This window comes from Paracoccus litorisediminis (genome assembly GCF_009711205.1).
Lineage (GTDB): Bacteria > Pseudomonadota > Alphaproteobacteria > Rhodobacterales > Rhodobacteraceae > Paracoccus > Paracoccus litorisediminis.
On the sequence record NZ_WMIG01000009.1, the window covers coordinates 35,549 to 51,936 of the forward strand.

13 protein-coding genes are annotated in these 16,388 nt (G+C 63.7%); 2 read left to right on the top strand and 11 right to left on the bottom strand.

The genetic code is table 11. The features are described from left to right. Window positions 1-133: 133 nt before the first annotated feature. Window positions 134-2,533 (top strand): glycogen/starch/alpha-glucan phosphorylase, encoded by a 2,400-nt coding sequence (locus tag GL300_RS15390; protein ID WP_155040544.1) that lies wholly within the window; start codon window positions 134-136, stop codon window positions 2,531-2,533. 22 nt (window positions 2,534-2,555) lie between these two features. Here the strand turns inward: GL300_RS15390 and GL300_RS15395 are convergent, their stop codons facing one another. The 6 genes from GL300_RS15395 to GL300_RS15420 are packed head-to-tail and all read right to left on the bottom strand — an operon-like array spanning window position 2,556 to window position 9,157. Then, window positions 2,556-4,136, bottom strand: a complete 1,581-nt coding sequence (locus GL300_RS15395; protein WP_155040545.1) for a ribulokinase — start codon at window positions 4,134-4,136, stop codon at window positions 2,556-2,558. Between the two features lie 3 nt (window positions 4,137-4,139). Continuing rightward, window positions 4,140-4,835, bottom strand: coding sequence for an L-ribulose-5-phosphate 4-epimerase AraD (gene araD / locus GL300_RS15400; RefSeq protein ID WP_155040546.1), 696 nt, complete (start codon window positions 4,833-4,835; stop codon window positions 4,140-4,142). Between the two features lie 60 nt (window positions 4,836-4,895). Next, on the bottom strand, window positions 4,896-5,834 hold the full coding sequence (locus GL300_RS15405) for an ABC transporter substrate-binding protein (protein WP_155040547.1): 939 nt from the start codon (window positions 5,832-5,834) through the stop codon (window positions 4,896-4,898). Between the two features lie 37 nt (window positions 5,835-5,871). Then, window positions 5,872-6,855: an ABC transporter permease subunit gene (locus tag GL300_RS15410; RefSeq protein ID WP_155040548.1), complete on the bottom strand. Its 984-nt coding sequence runs from the start codon at window positions 6,853-6,855 to the stop codon at window positions 5,872-5,874. Beyond that, complete coding sequence (locus tag GL300_RS15415; protein WP_155040549.1) at window positions 6,852-8,387, bottom strand: sugar ABC transporter ATP-binding protein; 1,536 nt, start codon at window positions 8,385-8,387, stop codon at window positions 6,852-6,854. The genes GL300_RS15410 and GL300_RS15415 overlap by 4 nt, the downstream gene beginning before the upstream one ends. After that, complete coding sequence (locus GL300_RS15420; RefSeq protein ID WP_155040550.1) at window positions 8,384-9,157, bottom strand: DeoR/GlpR family DNA-binding transcription regulator; 774 nt, start codon at window positions 9,155-9,157, stop codon at window positions 8,384-8,386. Before GL300_RS15420 ends, GL300_RS15415 begins: the two co-directional genes overlap by 4 nt. 715 nt (window positions 9,158-9,872) lie before the next feature. Between GL300_RS15420 and GL300_RS15425 the strand changes: the two genes are divergently transcribed. Continuing rightward, window positions 9,873-10,358 carry a hypothetical protein gene (locus GL300_RS15425; RefSeq protein WP_246195202.1) on the top strand — a complete coding sequence of 162 codons (486 nt, stop codon included), beginning with the start codon at window positions 9,873-9,875 and terminating at the stop codon, window positions 10,356-10,358. Window positions 10,359-10,397: 39 nt separating this feature from the next. Here GL300_RS15425 and GL300_RS15430 read toward each other — a convergent pair whose 3' ends face one another. The 5 genes from GL300_RS15430 to GL300_RS15450 are packed head-to-tail and all read right to left on the bottom strand — an operon-like array spanning window position 10,398 to window position 16,387. Beyond that, the gene (locus tag GL300_RS15430) at window positions 10,398-11,309 is read right to left on the bottom strand and encodes an ABC transporter permease (RefSeq protein WP_155040551.1); all 912 of its coding nucleotides are present in this window, start codon (window positions 11,307-11,309) and stop codon (window positions 10,398-10,400) included. Further along, entirely contained in the window at window positions 11,306-12,391 is a 1,086-nt protein-coding gene (locus GL300_RS15435; protein WP_155040552.1) for an ABC transporter permease, read from the bottom strand. Before GL300_RS15435 ends, GL300_RS15430 begins: the two co-directional genes overlap by 4 nt. Beyond that, window positions 12,391-13,902 (bottom strand): ABC transporter ATP-binding protein, encoded by a 1,512-nt coding sequence (locus GL300_RS15440; RefSeq protein ID WP_155040553.1) that lies wholly within the window; start codon window positions 13,900-13,902, stop codon window positions 12,391-12,393. The genes GL300_RS15435 and GL300_RS15440 overlap by 1 nt, the downstream gene beginning before the upstream one ends. 4 nt (window positions 13,903-13,906) lie before the next feature. Further along, complete coding sequence (locus GL300_RS15445; protein ID WP_155040554.1) at window positions 13,907-15,007, bottom strand: BMP family ABC transporter substrate-binding protein; 1,101 nt, start codon at window positions 15,005-15,007, stop codon at window positions 13,907-13,909. Between the two features lie 15 nt (window positions 15,008-15,022). Continuing rightward, window positions 15,023-16,387, bottom strand: a complete 1,365-nt coding sequence (locus GL300_RS15450; RefSeq protein WP_155040555.1) for an amidohydrolase — start codon at window positions 16,385-16,387, stop codon at window positions 15,023-15,025. Between the last annotated feature and the right edge of the window lies 1 nt (window position 16,388).

The window sequence follows — 16,388 nt, forward strand, 5'->3', positions numbered from 1 at the left end:
AGGCAATCACATCAAAATCCGGGCAATATGCGACCCAGCCCAACCCCGGCCCACGCCCTGCTAGGCAACGCCCCGGAAAGCTGCCACCAAGATACGGGCTGCTGCCCGCGCGATCTGTCTTCCTCTTCCAGCCATGAGGCCAGAATTGTCCCAGCTTCCTACCGCGCAAGACCTGTCCGAGCAGATCCTTCATCACCTCACGCATACTCAGGGCCGGGGCCCGGAATTCGCCACGGTCTTCGACTGGCGGCTGGCGGTCAGCTACACGATCCGCGATCTGATCGTGACGCCGTGGATGGCCGGCCACCGCGCCTCGCGCGATCGCAAGCTGAAGCGGGTCTATTACCTGTCGATGGAGTTTCTGATCGGCCGAATCTTGGGCGACGCGATCATCAATCTGGGCCTTGATGCACAGATGGATCAGGCGCTGGCCACGCTGGGTCTGGACCGCACCGAGATCCTTGAGGACGAACCGGATGCCGCGCTGGGGAATGGCGGCCTTGGTCGGCTCGCAGCCTGTTTCATGGAATCTTTGTCCAGCCTTGGCGTCCCCGCCTTTGGCTATGGCATCCGCTACGAACACGGCCTGTTCCGCCAGCGCTTCGAGGGCGGCCAGCAGGTCGAGGCCCCCGAGGACTGGCTGAACCAGCCCCATCCATGGGAATTCGTCCGGGTCGATTACAGCTACACGGTCGGCTTCAAAGGTCATGTCGAGACCGTCGACGGCAAAAGCGTCTGGAGGCCCGGCGAAAGCGTCATCGCGCGGGCCTATGATACGCCGGTCATCGGCTGGGAAGGGAACTGGGCCAATACCCTGCGCCTGTGGGGCGCGCAGCCGACGAACCTGTTCGACCTGCATCGCTTCAATGCGGGCGACTACGCCGCCGCCGCCGAGCCCGAGGCCTTGGCCCGCACCCTCTCGCGCGTACTTTATCCCGACGACACCACCGAAAGCGGCAAGGAGCTGCGGCTGAAACAGGAGTATTTCCTGACCTCGGCCGCGCTGCAGGACATCATCCGCCGCTTCGTCGCCGAGCATGGCGAGGATCTGGCCCACCTGCCCGACAAGGTGGCGATCCAGCTTAACGACACTCATCCCGCCATCGCTGGCCCCGAACTGATCCGCATCCTGATGGATGAGCACGGTTTCGGCTTCACCGAGGCCCTTGGCCTTGCGCGGCGTACGCTGAACTACACCAACCACACCCTGCTGCCCGAGGCGCTGGAGCGCTGGTCGACCTGGCTCATGGGCCATGTTCTGCCCCGCCACCTGCAGATCATCGAGATGATCGACGCCGAGCATCGCGCGACGACGGGCCGCCCCGCCCATGTCAGCATCCTGCAACATGATCAGGTGCTGATGGGGGAACTCGCCTTCATCATGGCGGGCAAGGTGAACGGGGTTTCGGCGCTGCATACCGACCTTGTCCGCAGCACGGTCTTTTCCGATCTGCATAAGCTGCATCCCGATCGCATCGTCAATGAAACGAACGGCGTGACCCCACGGCGCTGGCTGCGCATGGCGAACCCGCCCTTGGCGAAGCTGCTCGACCAGTCCATCGGCACGGGCTGGACCGGCGATCTGGATCAGCTCAAAGGGCTTGAGGCCCATGCCGATGACCCCGCCTTCCTTCACGCCCTGCGTGCCGCCAAACGCCTGAACAAGGTAGCGCTGTCGAACGGGCTGCTGGCCGGGCTGGGGATCAAGGCCGATCCGGATGCGATTTTCGATGTGCAGGTCAAGCGCATGCACGAATACAAGCGCCAGCTTCTGAACACTCTTGAAGCGATCGCACTATGGCACCGCATCCACGAATCCCCGAACGGCGACTGGACGCCACGCCTGAAGATCTTTGGCGGCAAGGCCGCGCCGGGCTATTGGATGGCCAAGTCGATCATCCACCTGATCAATGACGTGGCGGCGACGATCAACAAGGACCCGGTGACCGCGCCCTATCTGCAGATCGCCTATCCGCCAAATTACAACGTCTCGATGGCCGAGCATCTGATCCCCGCCGCCGACCTGTCCGAGCAGATCTCGACCGCCGGCAAAGAGGCCTCGGGCACCGGCAACATGAAATTCACCATGAATGGCGCCCTGACCATCGGCACGCTGGACGGCGCCAATGTCGAAATCCGCGAGCAGGTCGGACCCGAGAACTTCTTCCTGTTCGGCCTGACCGCCGCCGAGGCCGCCGCTGAGAAGGCCAAGCCCGGCCATGCCCGCGCCGCCATCGAGAAAAGCGAAGACATGAAGATCGCCCTGCAACTGATCGCCGAGGGGCGCTTCGGCCGGGCCGAGCATTACTTCTCGTTGCTCGACCGGACATGGAATGACGACCCCTTCCTCGTCGCGTCGGATTTCGCCAGCTACTTCGCCTGCCAGCGCAAGGTCGACGCTGCCTATCGCGATGCCCGCGACTGGGACCGGATGGCGGCGCTGAACATCGCACGATCGGGCTTCTTCTCGTCCGACCGCACGATCCGGGGCTATATGGCCGATATCTGGAAGGTCGAGGCGGTCACGCTTTGACGCCGCGCGGGTCTGAAACCGGTCAGATGCGCTCGGTTCCGGCCAGACGATTTGCGCGGAGTTGCGGCAGCACCGCGCCAAGATGAACGGACCTGCCCTCGCCAAAGCCGAAATAGAGTTCGCGGAACAGCGCGAACAGCGCATCATAGCCAAGGCGGGCTTCCGGGCGGGGGCTAAAGACTTGACTGGGCGGGCATAGCACCTGCTGGGCGGCCTCGAAGCTTTCGAAAGCCCCCGCCGCCACGGCCGCAAAGATGCAGGAGCCGGTGCCCACGGGCGAGGTCGCGGGCACATGCACCTCGCGATTGAGCACATCCGCATAGATCTGGTTCAGGACGGCATTCTTTTGCGGAATGCCACCTGCATTGACGATGCGCGCGGTTGGGGCCCCGCCGCTTTCGATGCGCTCGGTGACGATGCGCACATGCATGGCCATGCCTTCGATGGCTGCATGCATTTCATCGGCGGCGGTGTGGTTGAGGTCCCAGCCCAGCGTCACCGCGCCAAGGTCCGAGCGGACCAGAACCGTGCGATCGCCATTGTCCCAATTCAACCGCATCAGCCCGCTGCCGCCCGGCGGCACGGATTCCAGCCCTTCGCACAGCGTCGCGACATCGCTGCCGGCGCGCCGGGCGATCGCCTCGAACACGTCGCCGGTGGCGGATTGCCCGGCCTCGATCCCGGTCCAACCGGGCAACACGCTGCCCGGCACGACGCCGCAAAGACCCGGCACCGGCGGAAAGCCCTCGGGTCCCATTCCGATGATACAGGTCGATGTCCCGACCACGTTCACGATATCGCCGGGTCGCGCCCCTGCCCCGATCGCATCCCAATGCGCATCGAATGCGCCCACCGGGATCGGGATGCCGGCGCTGAGGCCAAGCTTCTCGGCCCATTCCGCCGACAAATGTCCGGCAATCGCATCCGAGGTCACGTGGCGGCCCGCCAGTCGGTCATTGATGCCGTCAAACAACGGATCGACGCGGCTGAGGAAATCCTGCGGCGGCAGACCACCCCAGCGCGCGCCATACATCCATTTGTGACCGGCAGCGCAGATGCTGCGCGGCAGTTCGTGCAGATCGGTGATGCCGCAAAGCGTCGCCGCCACCATGTCGCAATGTTCCAGCGCGGTCGCGAAACGGTCCCGCAGGTCCGGATTGTGGCGCAGGAAATGCAGGACCTTGGCATAGCCCCATTCATGGGAATAGGTGCCACCGCACCAGTTCAGCGCCTCAAGCCCTTCGGCCCGGCCAAGCGCGGTGATCTCGGCGGCCTCGTGATGGGCCCGGTGATCGCACCACAGGTAGTAATCGGCCAGCGGTTGCAGGTCAGCGTCCACCATCACCACGCTTGAGCCTGTCGTGTCGCAGGCCAGCGCGGCAACCTGCCTGCCGTCGATACCGGCCTTGGCAATCGCCTCACGCATGGCGGCCGCCAAGGCGGTCATGTGGTCGGCATGGGCCTGCGCCCCCAGCAGCGGGTCGGCCGCGCTTCGTTTCAACGGATAGCCCGCGGTCGCGCCCGCCAGCGTCGCACCTGTCTTGGTTTCCATCAGGGTCACGCGCACGCTGAGCGTGCCGAAATCGACGCCGGCAACGATCATCGCCTAGTTTCCTTGTCCGTAAGTCGCCTGCGCACCATGCTTGCGCAGATAATGGCGATCCAGCAGCGCCTGCGAGATCGGCTGCGGTTCCGGGTTCAGCGCCATGACATGCCAAGCTGTGCGCGCCACCTCTTCGAGGATCACGGCGTTATGGACGGCTTCATCGGGGGTGCGCCCCCAGACGAAGGGGCCATGCCCGGCGACCAGCACGGCGGGAATGCTCAGCGGGTCGATACCCGCGAATGTCTCAACGATGACCTTGCCGGTATTCAGGACGTAATCCTCGGAAATCTCGTCGGGGGTCAGGTCGCGCGTCACCGGGATCGTGCCGTAGAAGTAATCGGCATGGGTCGTGCCCAGGGCCGGGATCGGGCGGCGGGCCTGAGCCATGATCGTGGCATAGGTGGAATGGGTGTGGATCACGGCCCCGATGCCCGGAAATTCGCGGTAAAGCACCGCATGCGTTGCCAGATCCGACGAAGGCCGCAGCCGGTTGTCCAGCGCCCGCCCGTCCAGATCGCAGGGCACCATGTCCTCGGGCGTCAGGCTGTCATAGGGCACGCCGCTGGGCTTGATCAGGATGCGCCCCGTTTCGCGGTCGATGCCACTGGCATTGCCAAAGGTCGACAGCACCAGCCCGTATCGCACGGTGTCCAGATTGGCCTGCAGAACGGCAGCGCGAAGGGTTTCGTCAGTCATGGGAGCGCCTTGAAAAATTCCGGAAGCGGTCGCGCGGATTTCTCCGCGCGACCTTTTGGCTTAGCGGGGCGAGGTCCAGCCCTTGTAGCCTCCGATATTGTCCTTGGTGATCAACTCGGGCTCAAGCAGGACGGTGTCCTTTTCGGGCTTTTCGCCCTGAAGCACCTTGTAGCCCAGATCCAGCGCCTGACCCGCCATGGTATAGGGGTCCTGCGAGGCCGAGGCCTTGATCAGCCCATCACCCGATTTCAGCTCGCCCTCGATATCGGGCGCACCGTCAACCGCGGTGATGATGAACTCACTGCGGCCTGCCTGTTTCGCGGCCAGCGCAAAGCCGATCGCGGTCGGATCGTTGATGGCAAAGACACCATCGATCTTGTCGAAGCGGGTCAGCAGGTTCTGGCCGACATTCAGACCGCCATCGCGCGAACCCTGAGCGTTCTGATCATCCGACAGCACCTTGATGTCGGGATGCTTGGCAAAGGCCTCCTTGCAACCCTTGACCCGGTCAAGGATCGACGACGAGGCCGGGCCGTTCACGATGACCACATTGCCTTTGCCGCCCAGATGTTCCGTGATGTAGTCGCAGGCCTTGGTGCCGGCCATGACGTTGTCGGTCATCACGGTCACGTCCGAACCGGGGGCCGACACGTCGAAGGCCGCGACGACGACGCCCGCATCCCGTGCCCGTTTCACCGCGGGCGCAATGGCTGCGGCATCAACCGCGTTCAGCATGATGATGTCGACGCCCGCCGCGATGAAGCTGTCGATCTGGCCGACCTGCTTGTTCAGGTCGTAATCGGCCGAAACCGAGGTCACCTGCACGTTCGGATTGATCTTCTTGGCCGCGTCCTCGATGCCCTTGATGGTGGCGACGAAGAACGGGTTGCCCAACAGGCCGACCGAGATGCCGACGCTGTTGAGGTCTTTTGCGGCGACGGGCACCGCCGAAACTGCCGCCAGCGCAAGTGCCGAGGCCAAGGTTTTAGCAAGACGCATGTGGTTTCCTCCCATTTTATGCGTGGTTCGAATTGGATCAGGTCCGCGCGCCGGTCTGGCGGTAGCGGTCCAGTGCCACGGCCGCGATGATCACGAGGCCCTTGACGATGTATTGCCAGATGTCCGAGACGCCGATCAGGATCAGCCCGTTCGACAGCACGGCGATGATCAGCGCGCCGATCAGCGTGCCCCAGATCGAGCCGACGCCGCCGACAAAGCTGGTGCCACCCAGAATGACCGCGGCGATGGCGTCCAGCTCATAGGCCTGCCCCAGTTGCAGCCCGTTCGCGGCGTACAGCCGTGCCGCAGCCATTGCGCCGCCCAGCCCTGCGAACAACCCCGAGACGCCATATACGAACAGCAGCACCAGCGGCACCTTGATCCCGGTCAGTCGCGCCGCCTCGGCATTGCCGCCGGTGGCATAGATCCACGTGCCCAGAACAGTGCGCTTCAGAATGAACCATGACAGCAGCACCACGGCGACGGCGATGATTGCCAGCCACGGAATGCCGAACAGGCTGCCATTGCCGATCACGTCAAAGGGCAGGTCGGCGTTGAAAACGGTCGTGTCATTGCCCAGTAGCCGGGCGATGCCTCGGACTGCGGTCAATGAGCCTAAGGTCACGATGAATGGTGGCAGGTTCAGTGCCGAGATCAGGATACCGTTCGCCAGACCGCAGGCCAGTCCTACCCCCATGGCGGCTGGAATACCCAGCCAGCCAATGCCGGGGATCAACGAGACGATCACCGCCACCATCGCCGAGGTGGCAAGGATCGAGCCCACCGACAGGTCGATGCCTCCGGTCAGGATGACGAAGGTCATCCCCGAGGCGAGCACGATATTGATCGAGGCCTGCTGCATGACGTTCGAGATGTTGTTGACGCTCATGAAGCGCCCGCTCATCAGTTCGAACACCACTGCCAGCAGGATCAGCACCGGCAGCATCCCGACGATGCTCATCATGGTGCGCAGGCGCTGCTTGGCCGCGGCCGAGGCAGGGGCTGAATTTGTATCCGTCATTGCATTGCTCCTTCCGTCGCCGTGGCCGGTTCCGAAACCGAGCCGGTCGAAAGCTCCATGATGGCTTCCTGGCTGATCGCCTGTCCAAGCTGCGCGGGCACCTGCCCGGCAATATGCCCCTCGCGCATGACCAAGACCCGGTCAGCGACGCCGATGATCTCGGCGAGTTCGCTTGAGATCATGACCACGCCGACGCCCTTGCGCGCCAGACCGTCGATCAGCTTGTAGATTTCCGATTTGGCCCCGACGTCCACGCCACGAGTGGGTTCGTCCAGGATCACCACCTTGGGGCCGGTTTCCAGCAGCCGCGCGATCAGCACCTTTTGCTGGTTGCCCCCGGACAGTCCACCCACCGGCATTCGGGCCGTCGGTGCCTTGACGGCCAGCGCCTTGATCGCGTCATTGGCGCGGCGCGCCGCGGCGCGGAAATCCAGCCTGCCGCCGGATTTCGCGTCCCTTTCGATCACGCCGACATTGACATTGTCCGAGATGGACATGTCGAGGAAAAGACCCAGCTTCTTGCGGTCCTCGGTCAGATAGGCGACCCCGGCATCAAGCGCCGCACGCGGGCTGGAGGTGTCGATGTCGCGACCGTCAATCGCAACCGTCCCGCTGGTGCGCGGGTCCGCGCCATAGATCAGCCGCGCCAGTTCGGTACGACCCGAGCCGACAAGCCCGGCAATGCCCAGCACCTCGCCGCGATACAGGTCAAAGGAGCAGCCCTTGACCAACCCGCCATCCGACATGTCGCGCACCGACAGCAGCGGCGTGCCCGTATGATCGGGCGAGGCGATGTGGCCCTTCTTGTAGAAGCTGTCCAGATCGCGGCCGACCATCATCGAAACCAGCTTCTGCGCCGACAGCTCCGACCGGTCCAAAGTCCCGATATACACACCGTCCCGCAGGACCGAACAGCGGTCGGCCAGCGCATAGACCTCCTCCATGCGGTGGCTGATATAGATGATGGCGATGCCATGCGATTTCAGCCGGGCGATCACTTCGAACAGGCGCTCGGTTTCGCGTGCGGAAAGCGAGGTGGTCGGCTCATCCATGACGATCAGCCGCGCATCCGTCGTCAGGGCGCGCGCAATCTCGACCATCTGACGTTCGCCCAGCGACAGGTCGCCGACCTTGCTGCGCGCGTCGAAATGAACGCCCAGGCGATCCAGAATGGGTTGGGCGCGCTCCAGCGTGGCGCTGCGGTTCAGGATTCCGCGATTGGCGATCTCGCGACCAAGAAACATGTTCTCGGCCACGGTCAGGTTCGGGGCCAGCGACAATTCCTGATAGATCACCGCGACACTGCCAGCGGCCTCGGTCCGGGAATGCCCCTCGATGATCACGGTACCGCCCGGATCGGCAGTATAGGCCCCCGAGAGGATCTTCATCAGTGTGGATTTCCCGGCGCCGTTCTCGCCCATCAGGGCATGCAACTCTCCGGGTAGGACCGACAGGCTGACATCCTTCAATGCCCGCACGGCACCGAAGGTCTTCGAGATGTTGCGCATCTCCAGAATGGGAGACTGGCTCATTGTTCCCTCTCGATCTGGGCGATGATGACCTCGACCCCGGCGCGCTCCAGCATGCGGGCATGGACATCGGACAGGCCATCATCGGTGACCACGCGCGAAATGCGCGAGAACGGCAGCGAAACGGTCGGCGGATGGATGCTGAACTTGCGGCTGTCCGCCAGCAGGATGACTTCGGATGCGGTGCGGCTCATCTCGTCGGCCAGACGGACCAGCAGCGGGTGTTGTTCAAGAATGCCATGTTCGCTGATTCCCAGCGCGCCCACAAAGAACTGCGAGGCATAGAAACGATGCTCCGTGGCCGAGACATCGTAAAGAATACCCGGCTCGCGGTGCAGATCGCCGCCGCCTACCGTCAGTTGGCAGGTTCCATACTCTCCCAGATAGGCGGCCAGCGGCAGAGAGTTGGTAAAGACCCGGACATTGCGGTTGGCGATGCGACAGCCGAAATGAAAGCAGGTCGAACCGCCATGGATGATGATCGCACTGCCGTCCTTGACCAGCCTCTCGGCCTCGCGCGCGATCGAGCGCTTGGCCGACACGGCGATGTCGCGGTTTTCGACAAAGGGCAATGAGGCCGCACGACCGCCCCGCTCAACCGCAGCCACGCCGCCATAGACCTTGCGCGCACGTCCCGCTTCGTTGAGCTTTTCGACATCGCGCCGGATCGTCGCCCCCGACACGCCAATCAGATGCTGAAGATCGCGCACCGATGCAAAAGGTCGCTCATCAAGCAGCGAGAGAATCTTTTCATGCCGCTCAAATTCGGTCAAATTCCCCTCGCTCGCGCCGGTTAGATCAGCAAAACGATAAGACAGAACCGTGTTGGTGTAAATACTTCATCACATCTTGATCATACTGCATCGCAGCATGACGAAGCATGCACATCTTTCGTCTTAGCTACCAGTCCGGCAAATCCCATTCAGCGCTTGGGCCGTGATGCAAGGAAATCAGAGGTACCCGCTTAATGATCGGCGGGCTGGTCCTTGTCCGTACGCATATAAAGAAGAAAGTGTCGGTTCGAGGTCAGACGGCGAGGTCAATGCGCTGATCTACCCAGATCGTCCTCGGGTCGTCCGAGGCTTGGCAGATTTTCCCCAAGGTCTGGGCGACATCCCCTCCACAAGACTGAAGCGCGGATTGCTCGCAGGACTGAAGCGAGAATGCGTGCCTACAATCGGCAGGACGCTCGGCTTCCGCCTGGTCACGAGTTGATGTCGGACATTCGGCGAAAGGTAGCGCCACCCGTGTCGCTGGCATTCGACATTGGACTGCACTTTCCTTCACCCGCTGCCCAGAAGACCGACGGAAAGCGCTGCCAACTGGCGCAGGCGACGGTCGATATCCGCCTGCGATCGCGCTGAATAAATAAGGCCCGCGTTTCAAAAAAAACAAGTTCAACGAAGCAGGCTGAGGCCGGTGCTCAACAGGAAATCTTCCCGCACGTTGCAAGCCCCATCCCCGCAACGCCTGGCCTCAAGACGGATAATGGCGCCGATCAGCCATCCCGAGGAGATGACCTTGCCGAACAAAGCCACAGTCTCGGGCGTCCTTGTCGACGCCACCCTTTCGCCCATCGCTCAGGGCAAGATCATCGCGACCCTCAGCGGTTCGGATGTGTTCGACGACGGCATGCGCATCGTGACCCAGAAGGTCGAGGCCACGACCAACGCCCGAGGCGAATGGTCGATGCAGTTGATCGTCAACGGCGACGGCCACAATGCCGCGACCAGCTGGACGCTTGAGGGCTACAGCGAATTTGTCACGAAGGTGTTCGAGGTCAAGTCGCTGTTCATCGCCTCGGCCCTGCCGGTAAATCTGGGCGATCTGGAAAAGACCAGCGCGCAGAACCTCAAGGCTGCAAGGGACGGTGGCAGCTGCCGCCTGCTCGCGGTGACGGATTACGCGGATTACGCGGCCCTTGCCGAAAATCAGCGCCGCGACAGCGACATTATCCTTGTCGGCGCCGCTTGAAGACGCGAAAGGGCGCGGTCCAAAGCCGCGCCCCTTTGCTTAGGGAATATAGGTCTTGCCCAGCGAGGCCACACCGTTCACCTTCAGCAGGCGTCGGTTCGACGAGATCACGCCCAGCACGAGGATGGTGACGATATAGGGCAGGCTCGCCAGCAGTTGCGAGTTCAGGTTCACCCCGCCCGCCTGCGCCGCCAGTTGTGCCAGCGACACCGCCCCGAACAGCACCGCGCCAAAGAATACCCGTCCAGTCATCCAGGTTGCAAAGACCACCAGCGCCAGCGCGATCCAGCCCCGCCCGGCGATCATCCCGTCTGCCCAAAGCGGGGTATAGACGGTCGCCGCATAGGCCCCGGCAAAGCCCGCCATCAGCCCGCCGAACATGACGCAGCTATAGCGGATCGCGATCACCGGATAGCCCAGCGAGCGCGCGGCCGAGGGGTTTTCGCCCACGGCACGGATCACCAGCCCCAGCTTGGTGAAGCGCAGCGCGGCCCAGATCGTCAGGGTCGCAAGCAACCCCAGCCATACGACCGCATCCTGCGAGAAAAGCCCGCCGACCACCGGAATTTCGGACAGGCTGGGAATCGAGAGCTTGGGCAGGCCCGCGACGGTGCGGCTTTCGTAGCTTTTGCCGAACAGCGCGGACAGCCCCTGCCCCAGAATGCCGATCGCCAGCCCCGCCGCGACCTGATTGGCGCGCAGCGTCAGGGCCAGCCAGGCAAAGACCAGCGACAACGCCGCACCCGCAAGACCGGCCAGCAGAAAGCCCAGGGTATGCGTGCCGAAATGATGCACCGACAGAAAGGCGATGACCGCGCCGACCGCCATCATCCCCTCAATACCAAGGTTCATGACGCCCGAACGCTCGGCCAACAGCTCGCCCAATGCGGCCAGCAGGAAGGGCATCGCGGCGGCCAGCATCCCAGCCAGAACGAAGGTCAGTGCGTTCATGCCCGCACCTCGGATTTCACCCGCACCAGCCGGTAGCGGACCAGCGTGATCGCGGCCAGATAGCAGACCAGCAACGAGCCTTGGAACACCCGCACCGCTGCCACCGGCAGTTCCGCCGAGACCATGGCGTTGTCACCACCGATATAAAGGATGGCGATCAGCAGCGAGGAAAACAGGATGCCGATCGGGTTCAACCCGCCCAGATAGGCCACGATGATCGCCGCATAGCCATAGCCCGAGGCGACCGAGCGTTGCAGCTGCCCCAGTGGGCCCGCGACCTCGGCGGCACCGGCCAGCCCGGCGGCAAAGCCTCCGATCAACAGGGACAGCCAGACGGCGCGGCTTTCTGCAAAACCGGCATAGGCGCTGGCTTGTGGTGCCAGCCCGCCGACGACCAGTTGATAGCCCTGAAAGCTGCGCTGCATATAAACCCATGCCGCCAGCGTCACCACCAGCGCCAGCACCAGCGCGACGTTGACCCGCGTGCCGGGGATCAGCAGCGGCAGGGTCGCGTCCATCTGGAACATCACCGATTGCGGGAAGTTGAAGCCCATCGGGTCTTTCCACGGCCCGACCAGCAGATAGGCCAGAAGCTGGGTCGCAATCAGGCTCATCATCAGGGTCACGAGGATTTCCGACGCGTTCAGCCGCACCCGCCAAAAGGCCGGAACCACCGCCCAAAGCGCGCCGCCGATCCCGCCCAGAAGCAGCATCAGTGGCCATATCCAGCCTCCGGTTGCCTGCGGGAACCAGACCGGGATCGAGGCCGCAAAGATCGCGCCAAGGATGAACTGCCCCTCGGCCCCGATATTGACGACATTGGCGCGAAACCCGATGGCCAGCCCCTGCGCGATCAGCAGCAGCGGCGTCATCTTCAGCAGCACCTCGGAGAAGGACGACCACGACACCAGCGGCTCGACCAGCATGGCGTGGAAGACCGCGCCCGCATCCTTGCCCATGGCCAGATACAGGCACAGGTTCAGGACGATGGTCGCCACCAGCGCGCCCAAAGGCGCCAGCACCGCGACCTTGCGCGAGGCGCTGCTGCGCCGGACTAGTCGATAGGCAGAAAGAACGGACATCAGACGCCTGCCCGTTCTTCGGCGCCGATCATGTAGCGGCCAATGTCTTCCACGCGTGTCTGGGACACCTGCAGCGCGGCAGAAAGCCGCCCCTCGCGGATGACCTGGATGCGGTCGCAGATTTCGAACAATTCTTCGATTTCCTCAGAGATGATCAGCACCGCCACGCCGTCATTGCGCAGATCGACAAGGCGGCGGCGGATGGCACTGGCCGCGCCGATATCGACGCCCCATGTCGGCTGCGAGACGAAAAGCAGCCTGGGCGCCAGCATGATCTCGCGGCCGACGATGAATTTTTGCAGGTTGCCGCCCGACAGCGCCCCGGCCTCGGCCTGCGGGCCGGGGGTACGCACGTCGTAATCGGCGATGCAGCGCGCGGTAAAGGCGGCCTCGCGCAGACGATTGATCATGCCGCGCCGCACCAGCCCCTGCCGATGCGCGGTCAGCAGCGTGTTGTCGGCCAGGGACATTTCCGGCACCGCGCCACGCCCCAGACGCTCCTCGGGGACGAATGCAAAGCCCAGCTTGCGCCGCGCGGCGGCGTTCAGATGCCCGACCGGCTGGCCCATCATGCGGATCTGGTCGGAGGCGGCGGGATCGGTGGTCTCACCCGAGATCAGCCGGGACAATTCGCCCTGACCGTTGCCGGACACGCCGGCGATGCCCAGAATTTCACCCGCGCGAAGCTGCAGGTTGATCCCCGACAGGGACTGGGCAAAGGGATCGTCGGGCTGATGGTCCAGCCCTGCCAGTTCCAGCCGCAATTCGCCCGGCTCACGCGCAACCGCGGGGCGCGTCTCGGGCATGTCGCGGCCGATCATCATCCGCGCCAGATCATGCGCGTCATGTTCGCGCGGATCGATATTCCCGGTCACCTGCCCATCGCGCAGGATCGTCGCCCGGTCGCAGATTGAGCGGATTTCCTCAAGCTTGTGCGAGATGAACAGGATCGAGACGCCGCGATCACGCAGCCGCGTCAGGGTCTGGAACAGGCGCTGAACCGATTGCGGCGGCAGCACCGAAGTCGGCTCATCCAGGATCAGCAGCTTCGGATCGGTCATCAGGCAGCGGATGATCTCGACCCGCTGGCGTTCGCCGACGGACAGAGCATGGACATGGGCGCGCGGCTCGACCTCCAGCCCGTATTCCTGCCCCAGCGTGCGAATGCGCGCGGTCAGCTCGGCCTTGCTGCCCGGCACGATCAGCGAAATGTTTTCGACAACGGTCAGCGTCTCGAACAGCGAGAAATGCTGGAAAACCATGCCGATGCCCTGACGGCGGGCCTCGGCGGGCGAAGACAGCGCGACATGATGCCCCCGCCAGATTACTTCGCCGGCATCGGGGGTTTCGACGCCGTAGATCAGCTTCATCAGCGTCGATTTGCCCGCGCCGTTCTCGCCCAAAATCGCATGGATCGAACCCTCGGCCACGTCGAGGTCGATGCCGCGATTGGCGCGGACGGTGCCATAGGTCTTGGTCAGTCCACGAAGGGACAGAAGCGGCGCGGGCATGGGATCAGTTCGGCAGCGGCGTGGTCACGCCCTTGACGTGCCAATCCATGGCGACGATTTCCTCATCCTTCATGGCCGCCCCGGCAGCGACGCCTTCGGAGCCGTCCTGCTTGGCGATCGGCCCGGCAAAGACCGGAGCCTCGCCCGAGGTGATCCCGGCTTCGCGTGCCTTGATCTTTTCCATGACGTCGGCGGGGATGTCCGCGCTCCAGTCCAAGACCTTCTCGACCTGCTCGGCCATGCCGAGGAAGGCGTTGTGGCCCTTGAAGCTGCCCTCGAAATGCGCCTTGACCTGCTCAAGGAAGAAGGGCGACCAGTCGGTTGCCGCACAACCCAGATACTTCGTTGCGGCGTAGGCTTTCATCGACGAGTTCAGGTTGCAGACGTAAGCGCCCGATTTTTCACAGATATCTACGACCGAGGGCGTGTCCTGCGCGTTCGAGAAGATGACGTCGCAGCCCTGCGCGATCAGCGCCTTGGCGGATTCCTGTTCCTTGGCCGGATCGAACCACGAGTTCACCCAGACCACGGCGACTTCAGCGGCCGGGTTGATCGCCTGCGCGCCCAGCGTGAAGGCGTTGATCGAGGTGATCAGTTCCGGGATGGCAAAGGCCGAGACCGTGCCCAGCTTGCCCGATTTCGACAGTGCGGCAGCAGCCATGCCCAGCAGGTAGGTGCCCTCGTAGTTGCGCGCGGCGAAGGGGGTGAAGTTCGGCGCGACCATGAAGCCCGAGGCGTGCAGGACGCTCACATCGGCATTGCGACGCGCGATCTGCAGCGCGCCGTTCTGATAGCCGAAGGAACCCGCGATCAGGAACTTGCTGCCATCCGCGACCGATTTGGTCATGATGCGGTCGGCATCCGGGCCTTCCATGATGTTTTCAAGGATGGTGACCTTGACCTTGTCGCCATAGGCGGCCTTGACCGGCTCCAGCCCGTTGGCCAGCGCCCGGCCCCAGCCCACATCTCCCAGCGGCGAAGGCAGGACCAGCGTGATGCCCAGCGTGCCGTCTTCGGCCAGTGCCATGGCGGGCGCGAAGCCAGCGGCAAGGCCCATCGCGGCAGTGGTCCGCAGGAAGTTGCGGCGGTTCAGGGTGGAGGTCATCGGTTCATCTCCTTGTCAGAATTGGATGGTCGCAAGGGCGGCTTCTGCTTCGGCCGCCATTTGCATCTCGTCGAGGCCGGGGAAGCCTTCGCCGTCCCAGACGATCCGGCCATTGACCATGGTCAGGTCGGTCGGCATGCCGATGCCGACGCGGGCGATCAGGCTTTCGGGATCGTGGCGGGTGCCGACGTAATCCATGCGGCGGGTGTCGATGGCGAACAGATCCGCCGCCATCCCCGGTGCCAGTTTGCCGATATCCGCGCGCCCCAGCAGCGAAGCACCGCCCGAGGTGCCGTAGCGCAGGAAATCCGCGGGCAGCGGCACCGGATGGCTGCGACCCGATGCGACAAGGCATTGCAGCATATAGGCCGAATGCAGGCAGTGCATCAGGTTGGAATTGTCATTCGAGGCCGCACCGTCGCAGCCCAGCCCGATCCGTACACCCAGCGCCTGCATCGCCGGGATCGGCGTGACCTCGGCGCCCACCAGATAGACCGGCTCGGGGCAATGCGAGATGCCGGTCCCCGAGGCAGCCAGCTGGGCCAACTCACCCTCGGTCAGCTCCCAGCCATGCGCATAGAAGGTGTCAGGCCCGCAGAAGCCCATCTGTTCAAGGTAATCGACGGTGCGCAGACCATGACGGGCGCGGATGACCTCGCTTTCGCCCTCGCCCGCATGGGTATGCAGGATCAAGCCGTGCTGGCGGGCCAGCGACAGGGACTCGGTGAAGGTTTCCTTGTGGCAGTTCACCGGCTGGCAGGGGGCCAGCGCCACCTGCCGCATCGAGAATTGCCCGCCGTCGTGATAACCCGCGATCAGGCGCTCGCAATCGGCCAGATATTCATCGGTCGTCTCAAGCATCTCATCGGGGATGGTCGAGCCCATGGATTTCGGCAGCGTGTTGACGCCCCGCCCGGCATGGAAGCGCAGGCCGATCTTTTCGGCGGCCTCGAACTGGCGATCGATGATGCGTTTGCCCGCGCTGCGCGGGTAGCAATATTGGTGGTCAAAGGCCGTGGTGCAGCCATGCTTGGCCAGTTCCGCCAGCGCCGTGACCGAGGCGTGGTGGAAGCAGTCTTCGGTCAGCCGCGCAAAGATCGGATAGATCTTGTCCAGCCATTCGATCAGCGACAACCGCGTCCAGTCCAGATCGACGCGATTGCGCACGAAGCACTGGAAGAAATGGTGATGCGTGTTGACGAGGCCCGGATAGACGAACCAGCCGCGCGCATCGATCACCTCGGTGCCCAAAGGCGCGGCTGCTGAAAGATCCTTGCCAATGGCGTGAATGGCGGGGCCGCTGATCAGGATGTCGACATCCCGCAGAACCTGATCCCCGGTCACGACGGCGGCGCAATCTTTCAGCAGGGTGCCAGTCATG